General features: G+C 39.6%; 21 protein-coding genes. 8 read left to right on the top strand and 13 right to left on the bottom strand.

The window, feature by feature from the left end; translation table 11 throughout:
* Positions 1-45: 45 nt before the first annotated feature.
* Complete coding sequence (locus tag BANVL01_RS03920) at positions 46-654, bottom strand: superoxide dismutase (RefSeq protein WP_066090098.1); 609 nt, start codon at positions 652-654, stop codon at positions 46-48.
* A 360-nt stretch (positions 655-1,014) separates the two neighbouring features.
* Here BANVL01_RS03920 and BANVL01_RS03925 point away from each other — a divergent pair, with 360 nt between their 5' ends.
* Positions 1,015-1,710, top strand: coding sequence for a Crp/Fnr family transcriptional regulator (locus BANVL01_RS03925; protein WP_066147705.1), 696 nt, complete (start codon positions 1,015-1,017; stop codon positions 1,708-1,710).
* Between the two features lie 36 nt (positions 1,711-1,746).
* On the opposite strand, the gene BANVL01_RS03930 is transcribed toward BANVL01_RS03925, so the two are convergent.
* Positions 1,747-2,229 carry a DUF456 domain-containing protein gene (locus BANVL01_RS03930; RefSeq protein WP_066090100.1) on the bottom strand — a complete coding sequence of 161 codons (483 nt, stop codon included), beginning with the start codon at positions 2,227-2,229 and terminating at the stop codon, positions 1,747-1,749.
* Positions 2,230-2,393: 164 nt separating this feature from the next.
* On the opposite strand from BANVL01_RS03930, the gene BANVL01_RS03935 reads away from it, so the two are divergent.
* From BANVL01_RS03935 to ispG, 3 genes are all read left to right on the top strand, one after another.
* The gene (locus BANVL01_RS03935) at positions 2,394-3,173 is read left to right on the top strand and encodes a DUF1189 domain-containing protein (protein WP_066090103.1); all 780 of its coding nucleotides are present in this window, start codon (positions 2,394-2,396) and stop codon (positions 3,171-3,173) included.
* Positions 3,174-3,267: 94 nt separating this feature from the next.
* Positions 3,268-3,600, top strand: coding sequence for a protein YqfZ (gene yqfZ / locus BANVL01_RS03940; protein WP_066090106.1), 333 nt, complete (start codon positions 3,268-3,270; stop codon positions 3,598-3,600).
* A 101-nt stretch (positions 3,601-3,701) separates the two neighbouring features.
* Positions 3,702-4,814, top strand: a complete 1,113-nt coding sequence (gene ispG, locus BANVL01_RS03945) for a flavodoxin-dependent (E)-4-hydroxy-3-methylbut-2-enyl-diphosphate synthase (RefSeq protein ID WP_066090111.1) — start codon at positions 3,702-3,704, stop codon at positions 4,812-4,814.
* A 62-nt stretch (positions 4,815-4,876) separates the two neighbouring features.
* On the opposite strand, the gene BANVL01_RS03950 is transcribed toward ispG, so the two are convergent.
* The gene (locus tag BANVL01_RS03950) at positions 4,877-5,233 is read right to left on the bottom strand and encodes a hypothetical protein (protein WP_066147721.1); all 357 of its coding nucleotides are present in this window, start codon (positions 5,231-5,233) and stop codon (positions 4,877-4,879) included.
* A gap of 383 nt (positions 5,234-5,616) precedes the next feature.
* Between BANVL01_RS03950 and BANVL01_RS03955 the strand changes: the two genes are divergently transcribed.
* Positions 5,617-6,219, top strand: coding sequence for a 5' nucleotidase, NT5C type (locus BANVL01_RS03955; RefSeq protein WP_066090117.1), 603 nt, complete (start codon positions 5,617-5,619; stop codon positions 6,217-6,219).
* A gap of 39 nt (positions 6,220-6,258) precedes the next feature.
* Here the strand turns inward: BANVL01_RS03955 and zur are convergent, their stop codons facing one another.
* Genes zur through BANVL01_RS03970 form a run of 3 tightly spaced genes read right to left on the bottom strand, consistent with a single transcriptional unit; the run spans position 6,259 to position 8,299 of the window.
* Positions 6,259-6,669: a zinc uptake transcriptional repressor Zur gene (gene zur, locus BANVL01_RS03960; RefSeq protein ID WP_066090120.1), complete on the bottom strand. Its 411-nt coding sequence runs from the start codon at positions 6,667-6,669 to the stop codon at positions 6,259-6,261.
* The gene (locus BANVL01_RS03965) at positions 6,666-7,529 is read right to left on the bottom strand and encodes a metal ABC transporter permease (protein WP_066090123.1); all 864 of its coding nucleotides are present in this window, start codon (positions 7,527-7,529) and stop codon (positions 6,666-6,668) included. Before BANVL01_RS03965 ends, zur begins: the two co-directional genes overlap by 4 nt.
* Positions 7,526-8,299: a metal ABC transporter ATP-binding protein gene (locus BANVL01_RS03970; protein ID WP_066090126.1), complete on the bottom strand. Its 774-nt coding sequence runs from the start codon at positions 8,297-8,299 to the stop codon at positions 7,526-7,528. Before BANVL01_RS03970 ends, BANVL01_RS03965 begins: the two co-directional genes overlap by 4 nt.
* A 178-nt stretch (positions 8,300-8,477) precedes the next feature.
* On the opposite strand from BANVL01_RS03970, the gene BANVL01_RS03975 reads away from it, so the two are divergent.
* Entirely contained in the window at positions 8,478-8,735 is a 258-nt protein-coding gene (locus BANVL01_RS03975) for a DUF2624 domain-containing protein (protein WP_066090129.1), read from the top strand.
* Between the two features lie 78 nt (positions 8,736-8,813).
* Here BANVL01_RS03975 and BANVL01_RS03980 read toward each other — a convergent pair whose 3' ends face one another.
* Positions 8,814-9,707: a deoxyribonuclease IV gene (locus tag BANVL01_RS03980; protein ID WP_066090132.1), complete on the bottom strand. Its 894-nt coding sequence runs from the start codon at positions 9,705-9,707 to the stop codon at positions 8,814-8,816.
* A 22-nt stretch (positions 9,708-9,729) separates the two neighbouring features.
* Positions 9,730-11,046: a DEAD/DEAH box helicase gene (locus BANVL01_RS03985; protein ID WP_066090138.1), complete on the bottom strand. Its 1,317-nt coding sequence runs from the start codon at positions 11,044-11,046 to the stop codon at positions 9,730-9,732.
* 263 nt (positions 11,047-11,309) lie between these two features.
* Between BANVL01_RS03985 and vrrA the strand changes: the two genes are divergently transcribed.
* Together vrrA and BANVL01_RS03995 are read left to right on the top strand one after the other, a co-directional pair.
* The gene (gene vrrA / locus BANVL01_RS03990; RefSeq protein ID WP_066090147.1) at positions 11,310-11,993 is read left to right on the top strand and encodes a VrrA/YqfQ family protein; all 684 of its coding nucleotides are present in this window, start codon (positions 11,310-11,312) and stop codon (positions 11,991-11,993) included.
* Between the two features lie 142 nt (positions 11,994-12,135).
* Positions 12,136-13,083 (top strand): 4-hydroxy-3-methylbut-2-enyl diphosphate reductase, encoded by a 948-nt coding sequence (locus tag BANVL01_RS03995; protein ID WP_066090150.1) that lies wholly within the window; start codon positions 12,136-12,138, stop codon positions 13,081-13,083.
* A gap of 743 nt (positions 13,084-13,826) precedes the next feature.
* On the opposite strand, the gene BANVL01_RS04000 is transcribed toward BANVL01_RS03995, so the two are convergent.
* The 5 genes from BANVL01_RS04000 to rpoD all read right to left on the bottom strand — a co-directional run bounded on the left by BANVL01_RS04000 (position 13,827) and on the right by rpoD (position 18,921).
* Complete coding sequence (locus tag BANVL01_RS04000; protein ID WP_066090152.1) at positions 13,827-14,942, bottom strand: Nif3-like dinuclear metal center hexameric protein; 1,116 nt, start codon at positions 14,940-14,942, stop codon at positions 13,827-13,829.
* Positions 14,929-15,648: a tRNA (adenine(22)-N(1))-methyltransferase gene (locus BANVL01_RS04005; RefSeq protein WP_066090154.1), complete on the bottom strand. Its 720-nt coding sequence runs from the start codon at positions 15,646-15,648 to the stop codon at positions 14,929-14,931. Before BANVL01_RS04005 ends, BANVL01_RS04000 begins: the two co-directional genes overlap by 14 nt.
* A 75-nt stretch (positions 15,649-15,723) precedes the next feature.
* Entirely contained in the window at positions 15,724-16,089 is a 366-nt protein-coding gene (gene cccA / locus BANVL01_RS04010; RefSeq protein WP_066090158.1) for a cytochrome c550, read from the bottom strand.
* Positions 16,090-16,284: 195 nt separating this feature from the next.
* Entirely contained in the window at positions 16,285-17,424 is a 1,140-nt protein-coding gene (locus tag BANVL01_RS04015) for an acyl-CoA dehydrogenase family protein (protein ID WP_066090161.1), read from the bottom strand.
* Between the two features lie 369 nt (positions 17,425-17,793).
* Positions 17,794-18,921, bottom strand: a complete 1,128-nt coding sequence (gene rpoD / locus BANVL01_RS04020; protein WP_066090164.1) for an RNA polymerase sigma factor RpoD — start codon at positions 18,919-18,921, stop codon at positions 17,794-17,796.
* Positions 18,922-18,957: the final 36 nt, after the last annotated feature.

The following is an 18,957-nucleotide window of genomic DNA, read 5'->3' on the forward strand; positions in this document are numbered from 1 at the left end:
GATAACGAAAAAAAGCAGCCAGCGGCTGCCTTTTTCGTTATCCTCTTATTTTGCTTCGTTATAACGTTTAGAAACTTCGTCCCAGTTTACAACGTTCCAGAATGCACCGATGTAGTCTGGACGTTTGTTTTGATATTTTAAGTAATAAGCATGTTCCCACACATCAAGGCCAAGGATAGGAGTTTTGCCCTCCATTAATGGTGAATCTTGATTAGGTGTGCTAGTTACTTCTAATTCGCCGTTGTTTACAGCAAGCCATGCCCAGCCGGAGCCGAAACGAGTTGTTGCTGCTTTGGCAAACTCTTCTTTAAAGCTTTCGAAGCTGCCAAATTTATTGTTGATTGCGTCTGCTAGTTCACCAGCTGGTGCACCGCCGCCATTTGGAGAAAGGATTTGCCAGAATAAAGAATGGTTTGCGTGTCCGCCGCCATTGTTACGCACAGCCGTACGTGCAGCTTCTGGAACAGCATCTAAATTGGCAATTACTTCTTCAACAGATTTAGATAACAATTCTTCGTTACCTGCTAAAGCATTGTTTAGGTTTGTAACATATGTGTTATGGTGTCGAGTGTGGTGAATGTTCATTGTTTCTTTGTCAAAATGTGGCTCAAGTGCATCTTCTGCATAAGGTAATTGTGGTAATTCGAATGCCATGATAATTCCTCCTATGTAATTGTTTTTTTTAGCCTTAGACAATCTAAAATCAAATGATTTTTAAGAATATTTCTAAAGCTTTATTTCTAAGATACCAAAGTTGGTTCATCGTTTCAAATAAAATGCTTATGTTCCAACATAAATACAATTCCCATTGGTAAGATATTTATTCACTAAGCTTTGAAAACGCAAAATAAGGCATCACGTTACAATGTTTCGAAAAATTGTCATGATTCATCCAAACTGCAGTCTGTCAACGATTTTTGTCATATCCCCTTGCCGCCGCTATTTAGTCATGCTCTTCTCATATTGACATGGTGCAAATAATTCATTTAAATCAAATTGAAAGGAGTGACAGACATGCAAGATTCACATTTTTCGATATATAGTTTAATGGTTCAATTTTTCCCAAAAAAAGAGCCCATTCAAAAAATCAAATCTGGTTCCGTTCTTTTTCAAGAAAAGGATCCTGCCCAATATGTTTACTTATTGCTTAAAGGAAGTGTTGCGCTTGGAAGAGTCCATTTGCGCGGAAAAGAGTTTATCTTAAAAATTTTAAATGATAGGGAACTTATTGTTGAGTATCAGCTTTTTAAAGCAAATCCCCGTTATCAGTTTTATGCCAAAACATTAAGCGACTGCGAATTTCTGGTCATTAAAAGGGAACAATTTGAATATTTTATCTCAACTGATCCTGAGGCAATGAATGCATTTGTTTCCTGGCTAAGTACCGGGTATTTAAAGGCACAGATGAAATGCCAGGACTTAATTATGAACGGGAAGAAAGGCGGCTTATACTCTATTCTCATCCGTCTTTGCAACACCTATGGTGTGAAAACAGAGGATGGCATCCTGATAGATCTGCCCTTAACTCATCAAGAGTTAGCCAATCTTACGTATGGAACAAGGGAAGTCATTCAACGTTCATTAAAAGAGCTTCGTGAGAAGGATGTTATTTTGTATGAAAATCAAATGTTTACTGTAAAAAACTTAAACTATTTAAAAGAAGAAGTAGACTGTCAAAACTGCTCCTTTGAAATTTGCGGGATCAATTAATCAACTAAAAGCCACCAATGCTTAATGGTGGCTTTTTTAAAGTACTGCAATGAAAAAGCAGGCAATCATAATGATTTGAATGATTGCTTTCGCCAAGACACTGCTAATAAAACCAATAACAGAGCCGAAACCAATCTTTAAGCTATCGCTAAAGTTTCGTTTGTTGAAAATTAATTCAGCTGCTATCGCTCCGATAAAAGGGCCAATTAGGATTCCGAGAACAGGGATAACAAATGGTCCAAGGAGAATGCCAATCGTACTTCCCCAAACACCTGCTTTAGAGCCGCCATATTTTTTTATGCCAATCATATTGGCAATATAATCCGCGACAAACAAAAGAACAATAAACAATCCCTCAATAACCCAAAACAGCCAATGGAATGACTCGAAACTAAAGAACACCCCATATAATAAAAACCCTGCTAACAAGAACAATACACTGGGGATAATGGGGTACACCAGCCCAACGAAAGCAACAACAAAAAGAACACCGATGATCAGCCAATAAACAATATCCATCTCATCCAACCTTCTTTATTTTTGATTATATTTTGAGTTATTTCATTCATCCTTACCTATTTACGGATAACACCGAATTTCGTTCCATAAATAATCGGCCAATCTTGTGTATACCATTCACAAAAGCTACAATAGAATGGTGAATCTATATTGAGGTGGTTGTTATGAATATTTTTAAACAATTAGTTAAGAGTATCTATTCTCCAAAGGATATTGCCTTATTTCGTTTTCAGGGAATCGGAAAAACAATTTTATTTGTCTTTCTTCTAACTTTAATTTCCATCCTTCCTTCGATTATTTACTTAAGCACTGCCCTAACTACGGGGATAGATTCCGCTAGAACCATTATAAGCAAAGAATTACCTGACTTTGCAATAAAGAACGGGCAGCTTTCGGCAGATACATTGGTGCCTGTTACGAGTAATCAAGATGACTTTACGATTATTCTTGACCCAACAGGGACAATTTCAGACGCAGATGTTGAAAATGAAGGAAATGCTTTCGCTTTGTTAAAGGATGAATTTGTCCTAGCAGCAGGCGGCCAGAGCAATATTTATCCATATGCGATGCTGCAGGGAATAAATTTCTCTAAAGAAGATTTGCTCAAATTTATTGATACAATAGCTGGAAATAGAGGGATTATCATTCCACTCTTCTCTTTGTTCATCTATTTAGTTTCCAGTGCAGCCAGTTTTGTTGAGGTTTCCGTCCTCGCCATAATTGGATTAGTATTAAAAAATCTGTTGGGCAGAAAGTTAACTTATCGGCAATTGTGGCGATTGGCCGCATACAGCGAAACCCTGCCTACGCTATTTTTCACCGTTATGGCTGCCATTAAAACATCAGTACCGAACAGCTTTATGATAAACTGGTTAGTCGTGATCATCGTTTTATATCTGGCCATTAACGAAATACCCAGACCAAAAAAGAAGATGAATGAATAAGCATCCCTTCAAGGATGCTTTTTTGATTATTTGTTCTATTAGAATGTGGACAAGCATAGGAATGTACAAACATTCCCTTTTGGAGGCTTGTCCGATGAAACAATTATTTGGATTCTTATTTGTCATTCTAGTCATATATGTCATCTATTTCGATTTAACGGTTGGCACGCTTCCGGCCTCTTTTACTCAGCAGCATGTAGAGGCAAAGATAGAAACAACGGTAAAATCTAAAACTGCCATTCCTTCTTTTGATGCCAAAGTCCAACCCGGTGAAACGGTCATCTCAATTGTTGAGCATAAAATAAATAAACCACTACCAGTTTCGATTAGTGATCTAATCGACGACTTTCGTAAATTGAATCCTAGTCTAGCGCCAGAGAAAATTCAAATTGGCTCCACCTATCATTTTCCTGATTACTCTAAATAAACAGAATGGGCCTTAATCTTGTCAAAGATAGCAAAAGACTGTTAAAATAAACTCGAATTGTTGTTATCCAATTGGATTCCAATTAAAGGAGCGAATAAAAGTTGAATGAAATTATCCATCGCACAAAGACCCGGCCAGTTAAAGTGGGCAATTTAACAATTGGCGGGAATAATGAAATAATTATACAGAGCATGACAACCACTAAAACGCATGATGTTGAGGCAACGGTTGCTGAAATCAAACGCCTCGAGGACGCCGGCTGTCAAATTGTCAGGGTTGCCTGTCCAGACGAACGTGCTGCAAATGCCATCCCAGAAATCAAAAAAAGAATCAATATTCCCCTTGTTGTTGATATTCACTTTGATTATAAATTAGCGCTTAAAGCAATTGAGGGCGGAGCGGATAAGATTAGAATTAATCCAGGAAATATTGGAAGACGGGAAAAGGTTGAAGCTGTCGTCAGAGCGGCAAAGGAACGGGGTATTCCAATCAGAATTGGAGTAAATGCCGGTTCTCTCGAAAAGAAAATCTTAGAAAAGTACGGTTATCCAACTGCAGATGGCATGGTCGAGAGTGCGCTACACCACATTAAAATTCTCGAAGATTTAGATTTCCATGACATTATCGTTTCAATGAAAGCATCTGATGTAAATCTTGCAATCGAAGCCTATGATAAGGCAGCACGTGCTTTTGATTATCCACTGCATTTAGGGATTACTGAATCAGGAACACTTTTTTCCGGAAGCATTAAAAGTGCTGCTGGACTTGGTGCGATCCTCAATAAAGGAATCGGCAACACACTTCGGGTTTCTTTAAGCGCAGACCCTGTTCAAGAAGTAAAAGTAGCTCGTGAGCTTTTAAAGATTTTTGCACTTTCATCGAACGCCGCCACTCTCATTTCCTGCCCTACCTGCGGCCGTATCGAAATTGACCTGATCAGCATCGCAAATGAAGTCGAAGAATATATTCAAAATATCAAGGCGCCGATTAAGGTTTCTGTACTGGGCTGTGCTGTTAATGGACCTGGTGAAGCAAAAGAAGCAGATATCGGCATTGCTGGTGCCCGCGGTGAAGGCTTGTTATTTAGAAAAGGTGAAATCGTCCGCAAGGTTCCGGAAGCGGAAATGGTTGAAGAACTGAAAAAGGAAATTGATAAAGTAGCAGAAGAATATTTCCAAAAGAAAGCGGAAGAAGAAGCTAAACTTGCAAAATAAAGGCATCAAAAAACCCGGTAAAAGTACCGGGTTTTTTTTTGCTCCTATGCGTGCAGATTATGTTAAAAGAACGGAAGAACGAAGATACCGACAATAATCGATAAAGCCCCAATTCCGATTGCCCAAGCACCGAGGCCTGCTGCTCCTCTGCTTCTGGCAACGAACCCTAACACAATACCTGCAGCACCAAAAAGAATAGGCAAAACAAACAGTGATAAAATCGAAAGTGCTATAGCCAGTGTCCCCATACCGGTTCCACCAGCTGCCCGTTCCCTATCGTCATCCCGTTCCCTTCCACGTACGAGAGGAACAGGCGCCGCAATTTCCGCTGCTGTTTCTTCGTTATATTCTGAAGACCTGATTGGAACAGAAGCATCAACTTCCGCAGCCGTATCTTCATTATAGGCAGCAGTTCTAATTGGAACGGATGCTCCAAACGTGGTTTCTTCTAAATCGGCCGATGATTGAAACGGAACAGGGTGATCAACTTCTCTAGTTGCTTCCCTGAATTCAGAAGGGAAGTTTGGGATCTCTTGTCCAATACTAGCACTTTGAAGAGCCTCTTGCACTTTCGTGTCTCTTTCATCTGCCATCCTAATCCCTCACTTTCAGTAATAGGAGCATTTATTATTATTAGCCTCTTGCTGTTTTTTAAAGATGTTAATGTTTATCACATCTAGTGATATATTTCTTTTCCTGATAAAATTTTCTTATATGAGATTTTCCATAAATAAAGCCTTTATTAATAACCCGTCTTTGGTAAAATAATAATGACTAACGCAATTTGAAGGTGAGCATACAAATGAGAAAGCGATTTGGAATCGACATTGATGGTACGGTCACATGTCCAAAATCAATATTACCTTATATAAATAAAGCTTTTGACATGAACATTGCCTACGAGGACGTGGATCAATATGAATTAACACCCTTCGTAAATGTTTCTGAGGAAGTATTTGCGAAGTGGTTTGCTGAAAATGAACCAACTATTTATGAAGAATCACCGCTTGCACCTGGAGCAAAACGGATTTTACATAAATGGGAAAAAGACTATGAATTGTTTTTTATTAGCGCTAGGTCATCCTATTTACTTGAAATCACTAAAAAATGGTTCATTGATAATGGTTTAACCTTTCACCATATTGAATTAATCGGCTCACACGATAAAGTGAAAACGGTGAAAAAACATCAAGTGGATATTTTTTTTGAGGATAAACACGATAATGCTGTGATGATTCATGAAGAATGTCAAATTCCGGTCATCTTATTTGATACACCTTACAATCAAAATTCGATTCCAAAAGGTGTTATCCGTGTTAACAATTGGGAAGAGGCCAACCAGTGGGTTGAAAATTGGCTGAAACAAGAGAAAAAGAGTCAAGAAATACTAATTGAACAACCGTAATTTAACAAAAAACTCGCCGTTTGTGACAGGCGAGTTTTTTTATATACATTCCGGACAGCGTCCATAAATTTCAAATTTATGTCCGGAAATATCATATCCTTTTAAGTTTTCACTTAATCCATCCATTGGACAAGTTTCAATTTCTTTTGTTTTTCCACAATCTAAGCAGATAAAATGATGATGATGCTGGTGCGTGGAACATGTAAAGCGGAAGTGCTTTTCGCCTGATAACTCTGTCATTTCTAAAATCCTCATATTAACAAACAAGGTCAGATTTCGATAAATAGTATCAAAGCTCAATCCCGGATATGCATCCTTTAACTGATCAAGAACATCCTTAGCGGTTAAATATTTATCGCTATCTGCGAATAATTGAAGCATATCCTCTCGTTTTCCTGTCTGCTTAAAACCATGTTCTTTTAAATATTGAATAGCTTCCTGGACATTCACTTGGCTCCACCCCCAATATTTACCTGTTTATGGATCATTATTTTTTTAAAGAAGATTGCCAGTACTAATATTAGCACCGCAAGCATGACAATGGTTCCCCCGGGAGCCAAGTCAAGATAATAGGCAGTGAAAAGGCCTCCAAGCACAGAAATTTCACCAAAAAGCACAGATAAGAAAATTGTCTGTTTAAACCCTTTCGCAAGGCGAATACTTGCGGCCACCGGTAACGTCATTAATGAAGAAACCAAAAGGATTCCAACAATTCGCATCGAAGCCGCAATGACAAGTGCCACCATGACAATAAAAATGAAATGGATACTTTTCGCAGCAATTCCAGACGCTTTTGCGTGTTCCTCATCAAAGGAAAGTAAAAACAGCTCTTTATACAAAAAAATAATTACAAGTATAACCAGGATACTTATGATAAGAATGACCCATAAATCGGTTCTGCTGACAGCAGATACACTGCCAAATAAATAACTAAATAGATCTGTATTAAATCCATTGGCCAGTGAAATAAAAATAACCCCGAGCCCAATGCCGCTAGAGAGGATAATCGGAATGGCCAGTTCCTGATAATGTTTATAGACACCTCTTAGTTTTTCAATAAACAATGACCCGCCCACTGAAAAAACCATTCCCATGTAAAGAGGATTTAAGCCGGCCATCGCCTGAAAATTCCTTTCAATGAGAAGGCTGGCAGCTATACCAGCCAGCGTCACATGACTAAGGGCATCAGCAATCAACGATAATCTTCTCACCACAATAAATACCCCGAGCAATGGGGCAAGGATGCCAATCAGAATCCCAGTAAGGAAGGCATTTTGTAAAAATTCATAATGAAAAAGTCCTTGAATCATCTTCCAACACCCCCATGTTCATGGTGATGGGTAAGCAAATGAACATCATGACCATAAACTTTCGATACATCTTCATTTCTAAATTGTTCAAATTCATTCGTTTCTCCATGAAAATGCAAATATTTATTTAAACAGGCAACATGTGAGACCTTATCCGATATTGTACCAATATCATGGGTAACCAATAGCAGGGTAATATTGCGGTGTATATTTAAATCACCTAACATTTGATAAAAAGAATTAACATTTTCGGCATCAACGCCGACAGTTGGTTCATCAAGGATAAGCAGCCGCGGTTCACTTACAAGGGCACGGGCAATAAAAACCCGTTGCTGCTGTCCGCCTGATAGTTCGCCAATATTTCTGTTGCAATACCTTTTCATTCCGACCGCATCTAAGGCCTCATTTACTTTGATTGCATGTTCTTTTTTGAAAAATGTAAACAAGCCTAATTTTTTTGTTAAGCCACTTGCGACAACTTCAAATACGGTTGCTGGAAAACCGGTGTTAAAGGAATTGGCCTTTTGTGATACATAGCCGACTTGCTGCCAGTCCTTAAATTTGCTAATTTCCTTCCCAAATAAAAGGATTTCCCCTGATTGCAGCCTTAATAAACCTAATATTAACTTTAATAAGGTCGATTTCCCCGACCCGTTTGGACCGACAATTGCCAAAAAGGAACTATCCGGAATCGTCATATTGATATTCTCAAGGACAGTATCCTTTTCATAGCGGTAGGATAATTGTTTTATTTCAATAATTGGTTGCATAACTGCACTCTCACCCTTAATATATAAGAATCATTCCGATTTAACTTAAAGTAGTATACAATAGGCCCATCCACTTTGTAAAGGCTGCAGGCTTTTGATTAATACTAAGCAAAAGTAATAATCCATTGTAACACTCCTGACTCTTCCTCATACATTAGCATGGAGGAGTGGTGAGAGAGTGAAAATATTTGAAAACATCATTAATCATAAGATTAACACGATAACCGCTGATGAACTGTTAAAGTATGCCCAGCAATTTAATGTTTCGATAAATAGGCATCAGGCGAGAAAAATTGCCGAATACTTAAGAGGTAAAAATATCAATATATTTGATGATGGACAGCGGGCCCAATTAGTGAAACAAATTGCCAAATTGGCCGGATCCGAAACAGCACGTGAAGTAAACAAATTATTTATGCAGTTTACAAAACAATAAGTAAAAACTCAAGCCGACGGCGTCTTTAGCTAGACAATAAAAAGCTGTGCCCACCGCACAGCTTTTTATTGTGAAAAATTACCCCTCCATGATCCGATCTAGCAGGTCTTCGTTGAACTGCTGATTGCGAAGCATGTCGATTTCGAATTTATAGGGTGCTTTTTTATTGTTCTTATCCTCACCAACATATGGGGTTTCTAGGATTTTAGGGACATCAGTCAGCTGTGGATGATGAACAATGTAATTGAGTGCCTTAAAACCGATATGACCGAACCCGATATTTTCATGTCGGTCCTTTCTCATTCCCACCGCATTTTTACTGTCATTGATATGGAGTACCTTAAGCTTCTCCAGGCCAATAATTTTATCGAACTCATTTAAGACACCGTCGAAGTCCTCGACAATGTTATAGCCAGCATCATGGGTATGACAGGTGTCGAAACAAACAGAGAGTTTATCACTAAAGTTAACACCGTCGATAATCATTGCTAATTCCTCAAATGATTTACCGCACTCCGAACCTTTCCCGGCCATTGTTTCCAAGGCAATTTGGAGCTGCTCCTTGCCAGTTAAAACTTCATTTAAGCCTTCGATAATTCTCTTAATTCCGGCTTCTGTACCGGCACCTACATGGGCACCAGGATGGAGAACAATTTGCTTTGCACCAATCGCCTCCGTTCTTTCAATTTCGGTGCGAAGAAATCTTACTCCCAAGTCAAACGTATCTGGATTGGTGGTATTTCCGATATTAATAATATAGGGAGCGTGGACAACAATTTCTGAAATCCCGTTTTCCTCCATATGCCTTCTCCCGGCCTCAATATTCAAGTCTTCAATTTTCTTTCTTCTGGTGTTTTGCGGTGCGCCCGTATAGACCATAAATGTATTGGCACCATATGTTACCGCCTCATGACTTGCTGCTAGGAGCATATCTTTTCCACTCATTGAAACGTGTGAGCCAATTTTCAACATTCCATTCTCTCCCTGCTGACGCTTATTTTTTCCTTTGATCTATTCTTCGTTTCCGTTTTTTAATTTTATCCATTTCCCATTGCATTTTCTTTTTATAACCTGGCTTCACTTTTTGTGGTTTTTTAACCATCGATTTGGCTATTTTTTCCGCATCATCTTCTTTCCTGACGCGGGTCTTTCTTTTATTTCTTTCATCCACCTCAACAAATCCATCCTTTTTGAGATCGACATTCTGAAATTGAATCCCCATTTTTTCTAAACGATTTAAGGCATCTTCATCGGAAAGTTCATAAACCGTTAGTGCAATCCCTGAATTACCTGCCCGTGCCGTTCTTCCTACCCGGTGGATATAAAAATCTAAGTCTGATGGAAGCTCATAATTAATGATATGGCTGACTCCCTCAATATCAATTCCTCTAGAAGCAAGATCGGTGGCAACGATATATTGGTATTCCAAATCCTGAATCTGCTTCATCATTTTTTTTCGTTCGCGCGGGTTTAAATCACCATGAACACGGCCGACCTTTAAACCTTTTTCAATTAAGAAGCCGGCAACTTCTTCAGCCATTTTTTTCGTATTCGTAAACACAATCGCTAAATACGGGTTGTATTGTACTAGCACATCGTGAACAAGCTGCTTTTTATTACGATGTCTTGAAGGCAGAAGATAATGCTCCAAGTTTTCTGCTGCCTTTCTTTTTGAATCAATCTGTACCATTTTTGGATTTTCCATATATTTTTTTAAGAATGGTTTTAATTTTTCCGGAATGGTTGCTGAAAAGACGAGCATCTGCAGGTTTTCTGGCATTTTTGCCGCTACCTGGTCCAAATCTTCAATAAATCCCATATCGAGCATCATATCAGCTTCATCAACAACAAGGACTTCCGAGGTATGAATAAAAAGAGCCTTCTCAATCATAAGGTCTTTAATTCGGCCAGGTGTCCCAACGACAATATGCGGCTGTACCTTCAATTTCTCAATCGTACGCTGCTTGTCCGTCCCGCCAACATAGCATCTTGTCATGATGGGGCTTTCAGGATTGCATTGTTCTGTTACCTTCAAGATTTGGTGATAAATTTGCGTCGCCAATTCCCTTGTCGGTGCGGTAATAACGGCTTGAACTTCCTGCTTGTCCGGATTTATTTTTTCAAGGATTGGCAAAACATAGGCAAATGTTTTACCGGTTCCAGTTTGCGATTGGCCGATTGCACTTTCCCCTTTTAATACGAGCGGAATCATCCGTTCCTGGATTTCAGTCGGCTCATAAAATCCAAACTTATTCAGGGATTCTATAATAAATGGTTGAAGCTTAAAACGATTAAAACGATTTTCTTTCATGTATTTGCTCCTTATTATTAAAATAATCTAGTGATTATGGAGTGTCTTTCTTGCCCTTCAAGAGCTTCCACTTTTCTTTCCATCATGTAATTATAGTAAAGTTTCTCTTAAATCACCAGCTAACAATCCATTTATTCTAATCTTTTACCGTAAATTCATTTTTTAACATCAAATTTTGTTTATTCTTGTGTTTAATACCTAAACCAAATTAGGTTATTTGCATAATTTAATGTATGAAGTTCATTTGAAGGGATGTTATAGGTATGATGCCAAGACCAGGAATGCCCATGCAGGGCGGAATGGGGGCAGGTCTATTTGGAGGAAGAGGAGCAATGGGTCCTATGGCCGGTAGAGCGATGATGGGGCCAGGGGCTAGTCCATTTGGCGGCGGCGGCCAGATGATGGGGCAAATGATGGGCCGCCAAATGGGTAGAGGCGGCGGCGGCTTACTTTCGAGAATTCTCGGCGGCGGAGCGCGAGCCGGTGGCGGCGGCCCGGGTGGACTAATGGGTATGCAAGGTGCCGGAAGAGCGGCATCAGGAGGCGGCGGCTTACTCAAATCCTTAGCAAACCCCGGGGGAATATCAGGGTTTCTGAATAATACCCAGAATGTGCTGAAGACAGCACAGTCATTTGGTCCGATGATTCAGCAGTATGGCCCAATGGTCAGAAATCTTCCTGCCATGTGGAGGCTTTATAAAGGCTTCAAAAATGCAAAAGGGACAGAAGTAGAATCCGATGAAAAAAATAAGAAGACTAATGCCAAAATAAGTGAAGAGTCATCTGAAAACAGAACCTCACGGAAAAAAACCGGCCAGAAAAGACCTCGAACAAGTTCCAAAATAAGCATTCAGCGGTCAAGTGGTGACAGGAGAAGGCAGCCTTCAAGTTCACATAAAAGGAGCCCATCCCCAAAAGGAAGTTCCGTTCCTAAAATGTATATATAAGTAAAGAATGCTGTGTCTCCGCAGCATTCTTTTTATTTGGTCAAATTAATTTAGATAAATTGTATCTTTGTAATATACCTATTAGTTTTATATAATATAAATATAGACTAGTAAACAATGTCTTTTTAGGGGGACTTCATATATGCAAATTATCAAAATCTCGCCGCGCGGGTACTGTTATGGGGTTGTCGATGCAATGGTCATCGCAAGAAATGCCGCATTAGATAAATCTTTGCCGCGCCCAATCTACATTTTAGGAATGATTGTTCATAATAAACATGTAACCGATGCTTTCGAGGAAGAAGGAATTATTACCCTTGACGGCAAAAACCGTAAGGATATTCTCGATAAAGTCGATAGTGGTACCGTAATTTTTACTGCCCATGGAATATCTCCGGAAGTCCGTGAGCTTGCGAAAACCAAAGGTCTGGTAACAATTGATGCCACATGTCCTGATGTGACCAGAACCCATGACCTGATTGAAGAGAAAACAAAACAAGGTTTTCAAGTGATCTATATCGGGAAAAAAGGGCATCCAGAACCAGAAGGAGCTGTTGGTGTAGCACCAGATATGGTCCATCTAGTTGAAACTCCTAATGATGTTGAAGCGTTAACGGTTGAAAGTGAAAAACTTATTGTTACCAACCAAACAACCATGAGCCAGTGGGATGTCTCCGATACAATGAAAAAAGTCCAGGAAAAATATCCTCATGTGGAAGTTTATAATGAAATTTGTCATGCGACCCAAATCCGTCAGGAAGCAGTTGCAGAACAGGCAACCGAAGCGGATGTGACGATTGTTGTCGGCGATCCAATGAGTAATAATTCCAATCGGCTTGCCCAGGTTTCGGAGGAAATTGCCGGAACAAAGGCCTACCGCATCGCTGATATTACCGAATTAAAAATTGATTGGATTAAGGATGCCAAAAATGTTGCCGTTACATCAGGTGCCTCAACGCCAACACCAATAACAAAAGAGGTCATCACGTTCCTTGAACAATTCGACCCAAATAACGAAGCGACCTGGGAACTTAGTAAAAAGGTCCAATTAAGCAGAATTTTGCCTAAAGTAAAAAAGACAGTCGAATAAGATAGAAAAAAGAACCGCGTCTAATTGTAAGTAGTTCAGATAATGTAAGAAAATTTAAACCAACACTGTAATTTTTACATTAATTACGCCCGAATTGAAGTAAAAATAACCCATTAAAACGCTTGGAAAATCGCCCAAGCGTTTTTGTTAGGGTTTAACCTATTCTTTTTTAAAAATACCTTTAACAAATTCTTCCTTGAATCAGTGTATTCATTTACTCCTGTGGAAGGACTTGTTTAGATATTCTAACTTTATCTCTAGATCCGGTTTACCGTATGCATCAAAATAGGTGCTCTTGGATTTTTGAGATAAAGCCTACTCCCTTATATATAAGATGTCTTGTCCTTAATCAAGTAACCAGAAAAAGTAAAATAAGCGGAGATTTTCCGGTTAAATGCAGATTGGAGCTCGTTTCGGGGTAAATAAGGGGAGATTTTCCGATTATGCAAAGAAAAATCCCCCATTTTCGAGTTTTTCGAGTCAATAGGCGGAATTTCTCCGTCTATTTAAGCCATTTCTATTAATAATTATTAATTAAGCGGAATTTCTCCCTCTATGTATCATATTGGGTGCTTAACATGATCCCCCAACCTATAAGTCCGGACCCTCTTGACCCTAAATGTTTTTCTACCAGCTTATAAAGGTCAATAAAATTGGTACTTAAAATGGTAATACAAATGACAGAAGTTTTGATCCTCTTTTTTAATTGTACAATATTTATTGTCCATCATAATGCCTTTGTTTTATAGAAATTGAAAAGGATCCGTATTGACTTCAGAAGGAAAAATCTCGACTTCATAGCCTGATTCCTGGCACATCTTTTCTAATGCAGCAGTTAGCCCTTTTTTCATTACTTTTTCGACATTATGGCCTGGATCAATCATGTTCAAGCCTTGCATCATCGCATCGTGGGCGGTGTGGTAATAAATATCCCCTGTCACATAGACATCTGCCCCTTTAAATTTGGCATTCATGAAATATTTATTGCCATCCCCGCCTAAAACGGCAACCTTTTTTACCTTTGTGGCTAAATCACCCACTACACGTACTTTATCCACTTCAAGTGCTGTTTTCACCTTTTCCGCGAATACAGCTAAGGTCATTTCTTCGACCTTCCCAATTCTGCCAAGCCCAAGAACTTCCCCTTTATTTTCGAGCGCATACACATCATACGCAACCTCCTCATATGGATGTGCCTTAATCATTGCCGTAATCGTCTTCTTCAGAAGCGGCTCGGGAACAATGGTCTCAATCCGCACTTCATCCACTTCCTCTAACCGGCCAGCCTGCCCCAAAAATGGACTGGTTTCCTCCCCGGGCAGGAACCGTCCCGTACCAGTTGCTGAGAACGAACAATGGCTATAATTGCCGATAAAGCCTGCACCTGCATTGCCCAAGACCTGCCTAATCTCTTCTGCATGACTAGCCGGGACATAAACAACTAATTTCTTTAGCTTTGTATCAAAAGTCGGGACAAGTACCTCTGCATCTTCTAAACCTAGCGCCGCTGCCAGTAAATCGTTCACCCCGCCCTTTGCGACATCAAGGTTGGTATGAGCTGCATAGACAGCGATATCGTGTTTAACTAATTTTTCTATCATTTTCCCTTGAACTGTATCGGTCAGCAAGTTTTTAAGCGGGCGATAAATGATCGGATGATGGGCAATAATCAGCTGCACCTTTTTTTCAATCGCTTCGTCGATTACATTTTCGAGGACATCAAGGGCAATCATTATCCGCTCAATCTTTTTGTTTAAACGGCCGATTTGTAAGCCAATTTTGTCCCCTTCCATCGCCAACCCTTTCGGTGAAAACTGTTCAAATAATTGAATGATTTCATGTCCATTAGGATTTTTCATTTTCCAAAGCCTCCTCTACTAGTTTCATCTTATTGATTAGCTCTTGTTTCTTTTCGTTTGTTTCGGCAGTCTTGGCTGCCCCTTCAAGTGCCCCGTAAATACGTTGCCAATTTTTCTTTTCTGCTGCCCATTTCTTCCTGAAGACCGCATCTTGTTTTTTTACAAGGAATGGCCCTAGTAAAAGCCCCATATCTACATTCGTTCTGTACGGCTTGTAAGGATCACCTTTTTCACCAATTAAAACCTCATAAATTTTTCCATCTTCCTCAATTATTTCTTCGGCAACAAGCTCCCAGTTGTTGGCTAAAAACCATTTTCGAATCGATATCGCACTAAGATTCGGCTGGAGTACAAGCCGGTTGACCGAATCCAGCTTGTTTTTCCCATTTTCTAAAATATTTTTAATTAAAGTGCCGCCCATGCCGGCGATGGTAATGCAATCCACTTCTCCCGGCTGAATCACTTCAAGACCGTCACCCATTCGTACAGAAATAATATCAGATAACCCTTCTGACAAGACATTTCTTTCAGCCGATTGATAGGGGCCCACAGCCACTTCACCTGCAACGGCAAAGCGAATGCCGACATTTTTCGCTAAGTAACAAGGCAAATAGGCATGGTCGGAGCCAATATCTGCAATTCTTGCTCCTTCAGTTACATATTTAGCCACCGTTGCCAACCGGACTGATAATTTATCTGTATTCAAAAATACCACCACTTCTTATGTATTTAGTTAGTATAAAAAAAGCCCTTTACAAATGCAAAGGACTTTTTTTTATTATTACTTAATTTTCGAAATCCAATCTGCCATTGCATCAACTTGATCTGCTGGTACTAGACCTGCCGGCATACCGGTTCCTTTTCCGTTAACAAGGATATCCTTGACTTCATCTTTTGATAACCCAGTACCTTTTAATGAAGGTCCCACTACTCCTTGATACTCACCACCGTGGCAGTTAATACAACCGGCACTTTTATAAAGGTCCTCGGGCTTAGCGGATGCCACTTCTTCTGTTTTCGCACCGCCTGCTCCTTTTTCCTTAGCAACCTCTTTCATATCATTAAGACCTTTGAAAGACAAGATAAATACCAGGACAATTCCAAAAACCAAAATGATAATGTAAGGAATAGCTGGATTTTTCTTCATAATAATACCTCCCTTATGTACGTAACTCTGTTAAATAAAAAATCGTTTACAAACAACTACTATTTTACTTGAAAAAGAACAGAAGGAAAAGCCCTAAACTTATTTTATCACTATAATCTTTGTAAAAAAGAAAAAAGAGGCAGTATAATAAAAAATTATCTTTTCAGCCTCTTATTATCTTCCCCTATTTAGTTATTAACAACCAATTAATCGTGAAATAACCATTCGCTGAACTTCAGATGTTCCTTCACCAATTTCCAGCAGCTTCGCATCACGCATCATTCTCTCAACATGATATTCCTTCATATAGCCGTAACCGCCATGAATTTGGACGGCTTGGTCCGTCACTTCCATGCACATTTCTGAAGCATACAGCTTACACATGGCAGCTTCCTTTGAAAACGGTCTTCCCTGGTCTTTTAACCAGGCGGCCTTATACACCATATTTCGTGCTAATTCAATTTTCATTGCCATATCGGCTAGCTTAAACTGAATCGCTTGAAAGGAGGAAATCGATTTACCGAACTGTTTCCGTTCCTTCGCATAGGCAAGGGCCTTTTCATACGCCCCCTGAGCAATCCCTACCGCCATTGCTCCAATCCCTATACGTCCGCCATCAAGTGTAATTAAAAACTGTCTAAAGCCCTCTCCACGCTTCCCTAAGAGGTTTTCCACAGGGACTCTTACATCCTCTAACACGAGTTCCGTTGTATTCGATGCATTCAAGCCCATTTTTTCATAGTTATCGATAACCGTAAATCCAGCCGTATTGGTAGGAACGATAATTGCCGTAATTTCCTTCTTCCCCTCCTTCTCGCCAGTTACAGCCGTGATTGCTAATTGATTTGCAAAGCTGGCATTGGTAATAAAACACTTATTACCATTAATAATAAATTCACCATTTTCCTCCTTTGCAGATGTTCTTGTTCCGCCGGCATCTGAACCGGCATTCGGTTCAGTCAAACCAAAAGCACCAAAAGATTCTCCCGTACAAATCGGCGTTAAATATTTTTGCTTTTGCTCCTCTGTCCCAAACAAATAGAGCGGTGCCCCGCCTAAGGAAATATGGGCAGAGTAGGTAATGCCTGTCGAACCGCATGCTCTGCTTAATTCCTCTACTACAATAGCAAAGCTGACCGTATCGGCACCGCCGCCGCCATATTCCTCAGGAAAAGGAAGCCCCATAATCCCCATCTCAGCCAATTTCTGAAAGATCTCCAATGGAAATTTCTTTGTTCGATCACGATCTATGGCACCAGGTGCAACTTCTTCATCTGCAAACTGACGGATCATTCGTTTAATCATTTCCTGTTCAGAAGTTAAATCAAAATTCATTTCCATCCCCCTAGAGCACTTTGTATACGCTTTCTTTATTATTATAAGAGTATTTATCCGGATTTCTCAACATTTAAAAATTTTTAAAAATATAATATTATGCGAATATAATAAAAACAATTGAACCCTTCAAGAAATAAGAGGAAATTAATGAAGACTATTACAACTTGTAGAAAATGAATGCCATTTAATTCTTTTTCGCAAAAATAAAAACCACTAAAAATTAAAAAGATTTCCCTTTGTCTATTTGCAAAGTGAAAGACAATTCAGTAAAATAACAGAAAGCGTACGCTTTGCTTTACCTAATAAGTTTTGGCAAAAAAAATAGTTCACCCCAATAAAGGAGTAAACTATTTTATCTCGAGGTTTCTATTCCAAAAAGTCTTTAAGTCGTTTGCTCCGGCTTGGGTGACGCAATTTCCTTAATGCCTTCGCTTCAATTTGGCGGATACGCTCACGGGTTACACCGAAAACTTTTCCTACCTCTTCAAGGGTACGAGTCCGGCCATCATCCAATCCAAAACGGAGGCGAAGTACGTTTTCTTCCCTGTCTGTTAACGTATCAAGGACATCTTCAAGCTGCTCTTTTAATAATTCATAAGCAGCATGTTCAGAAGGTGATGTTGCATCCTGATCTTCAATAAAATCGCCAAGGTGTGAATCATCTTCTTCACCAATCGGTGTTTCAAGCGAGACTGGCTCTTGGGCAATTTTGAGGATTTCCCTTACCTTATCAGGTGTTAAATCCATATCTTCACCGATTTCTTCAGGTGTTGGTTCACGACCAAGATCCTGAAGCAATTGACGCTGAACGCGAATCAATTTATTAATGGTCTCAACCATATGCACAGGAATACGAATGGTCCTTGCTTGGTCTGCAATTGCACGGGTAATCGCCTGGCGGATCCACCACGTTGCATAAGTACTAAACTTAAAGCCTTTACGATAATCAAATTTCTCGACAGCTTTAATGAGTCCCATATTTCCTTCTTGAATTAAATCCAGAAATAGCATTCCCCGGCCAACATAGCGTTTCGCTATACTTACAACAAGTCGCAGGTTTGCTTCAGCAAGACGGCGTTTTGCTTCCTCGTCGCCTTCTTCAATGCGATTAGCCAGCTTGATTTCATCTTCAGCAGACAGCAAATCTACCCGGCCAATTTCTTTCAAGTACATACGAACGGGGTCGTTTATCTTTACGCCTGGCGGTACACTAAGATCGTTTAAATCAAATTCGTCATCTTCTTTTGCTAACTTTTTAACATCTGGATCTTCCTCGTCACTTTCTCCGACCAATTCAATCCCCTGATCACCTAAAAATTCTAAGAATTCATCCATTTGCTCAGATTCCAACTCAAAGTTTGCCATCTTTTCAGCAATATCATCGTAGGCAAGGACGCCGGTTTTTTTACCCAGTGCCGTTAACAGGTCTTTCACTTGTTCAAAAGTTAATTCATTCTCAACTTCTTTTGAACGAGCTGATTTTTCAGCAGCCATTTGGGGCCCCTCCTTCCAAAATCAAAGACAATTCCA

The sequence above is a fragment of the Neobacillus novalis NBRC 102450 genome (genome assembly GCF_001591805.1).
In the GTDB taxonomy this organism is placed as follows: domain Bacteria; phylum Bacillota; class Bacilli; order Bacillales; family Cytobacillaceae; genus Neobacillus; species Neobacillus novalis.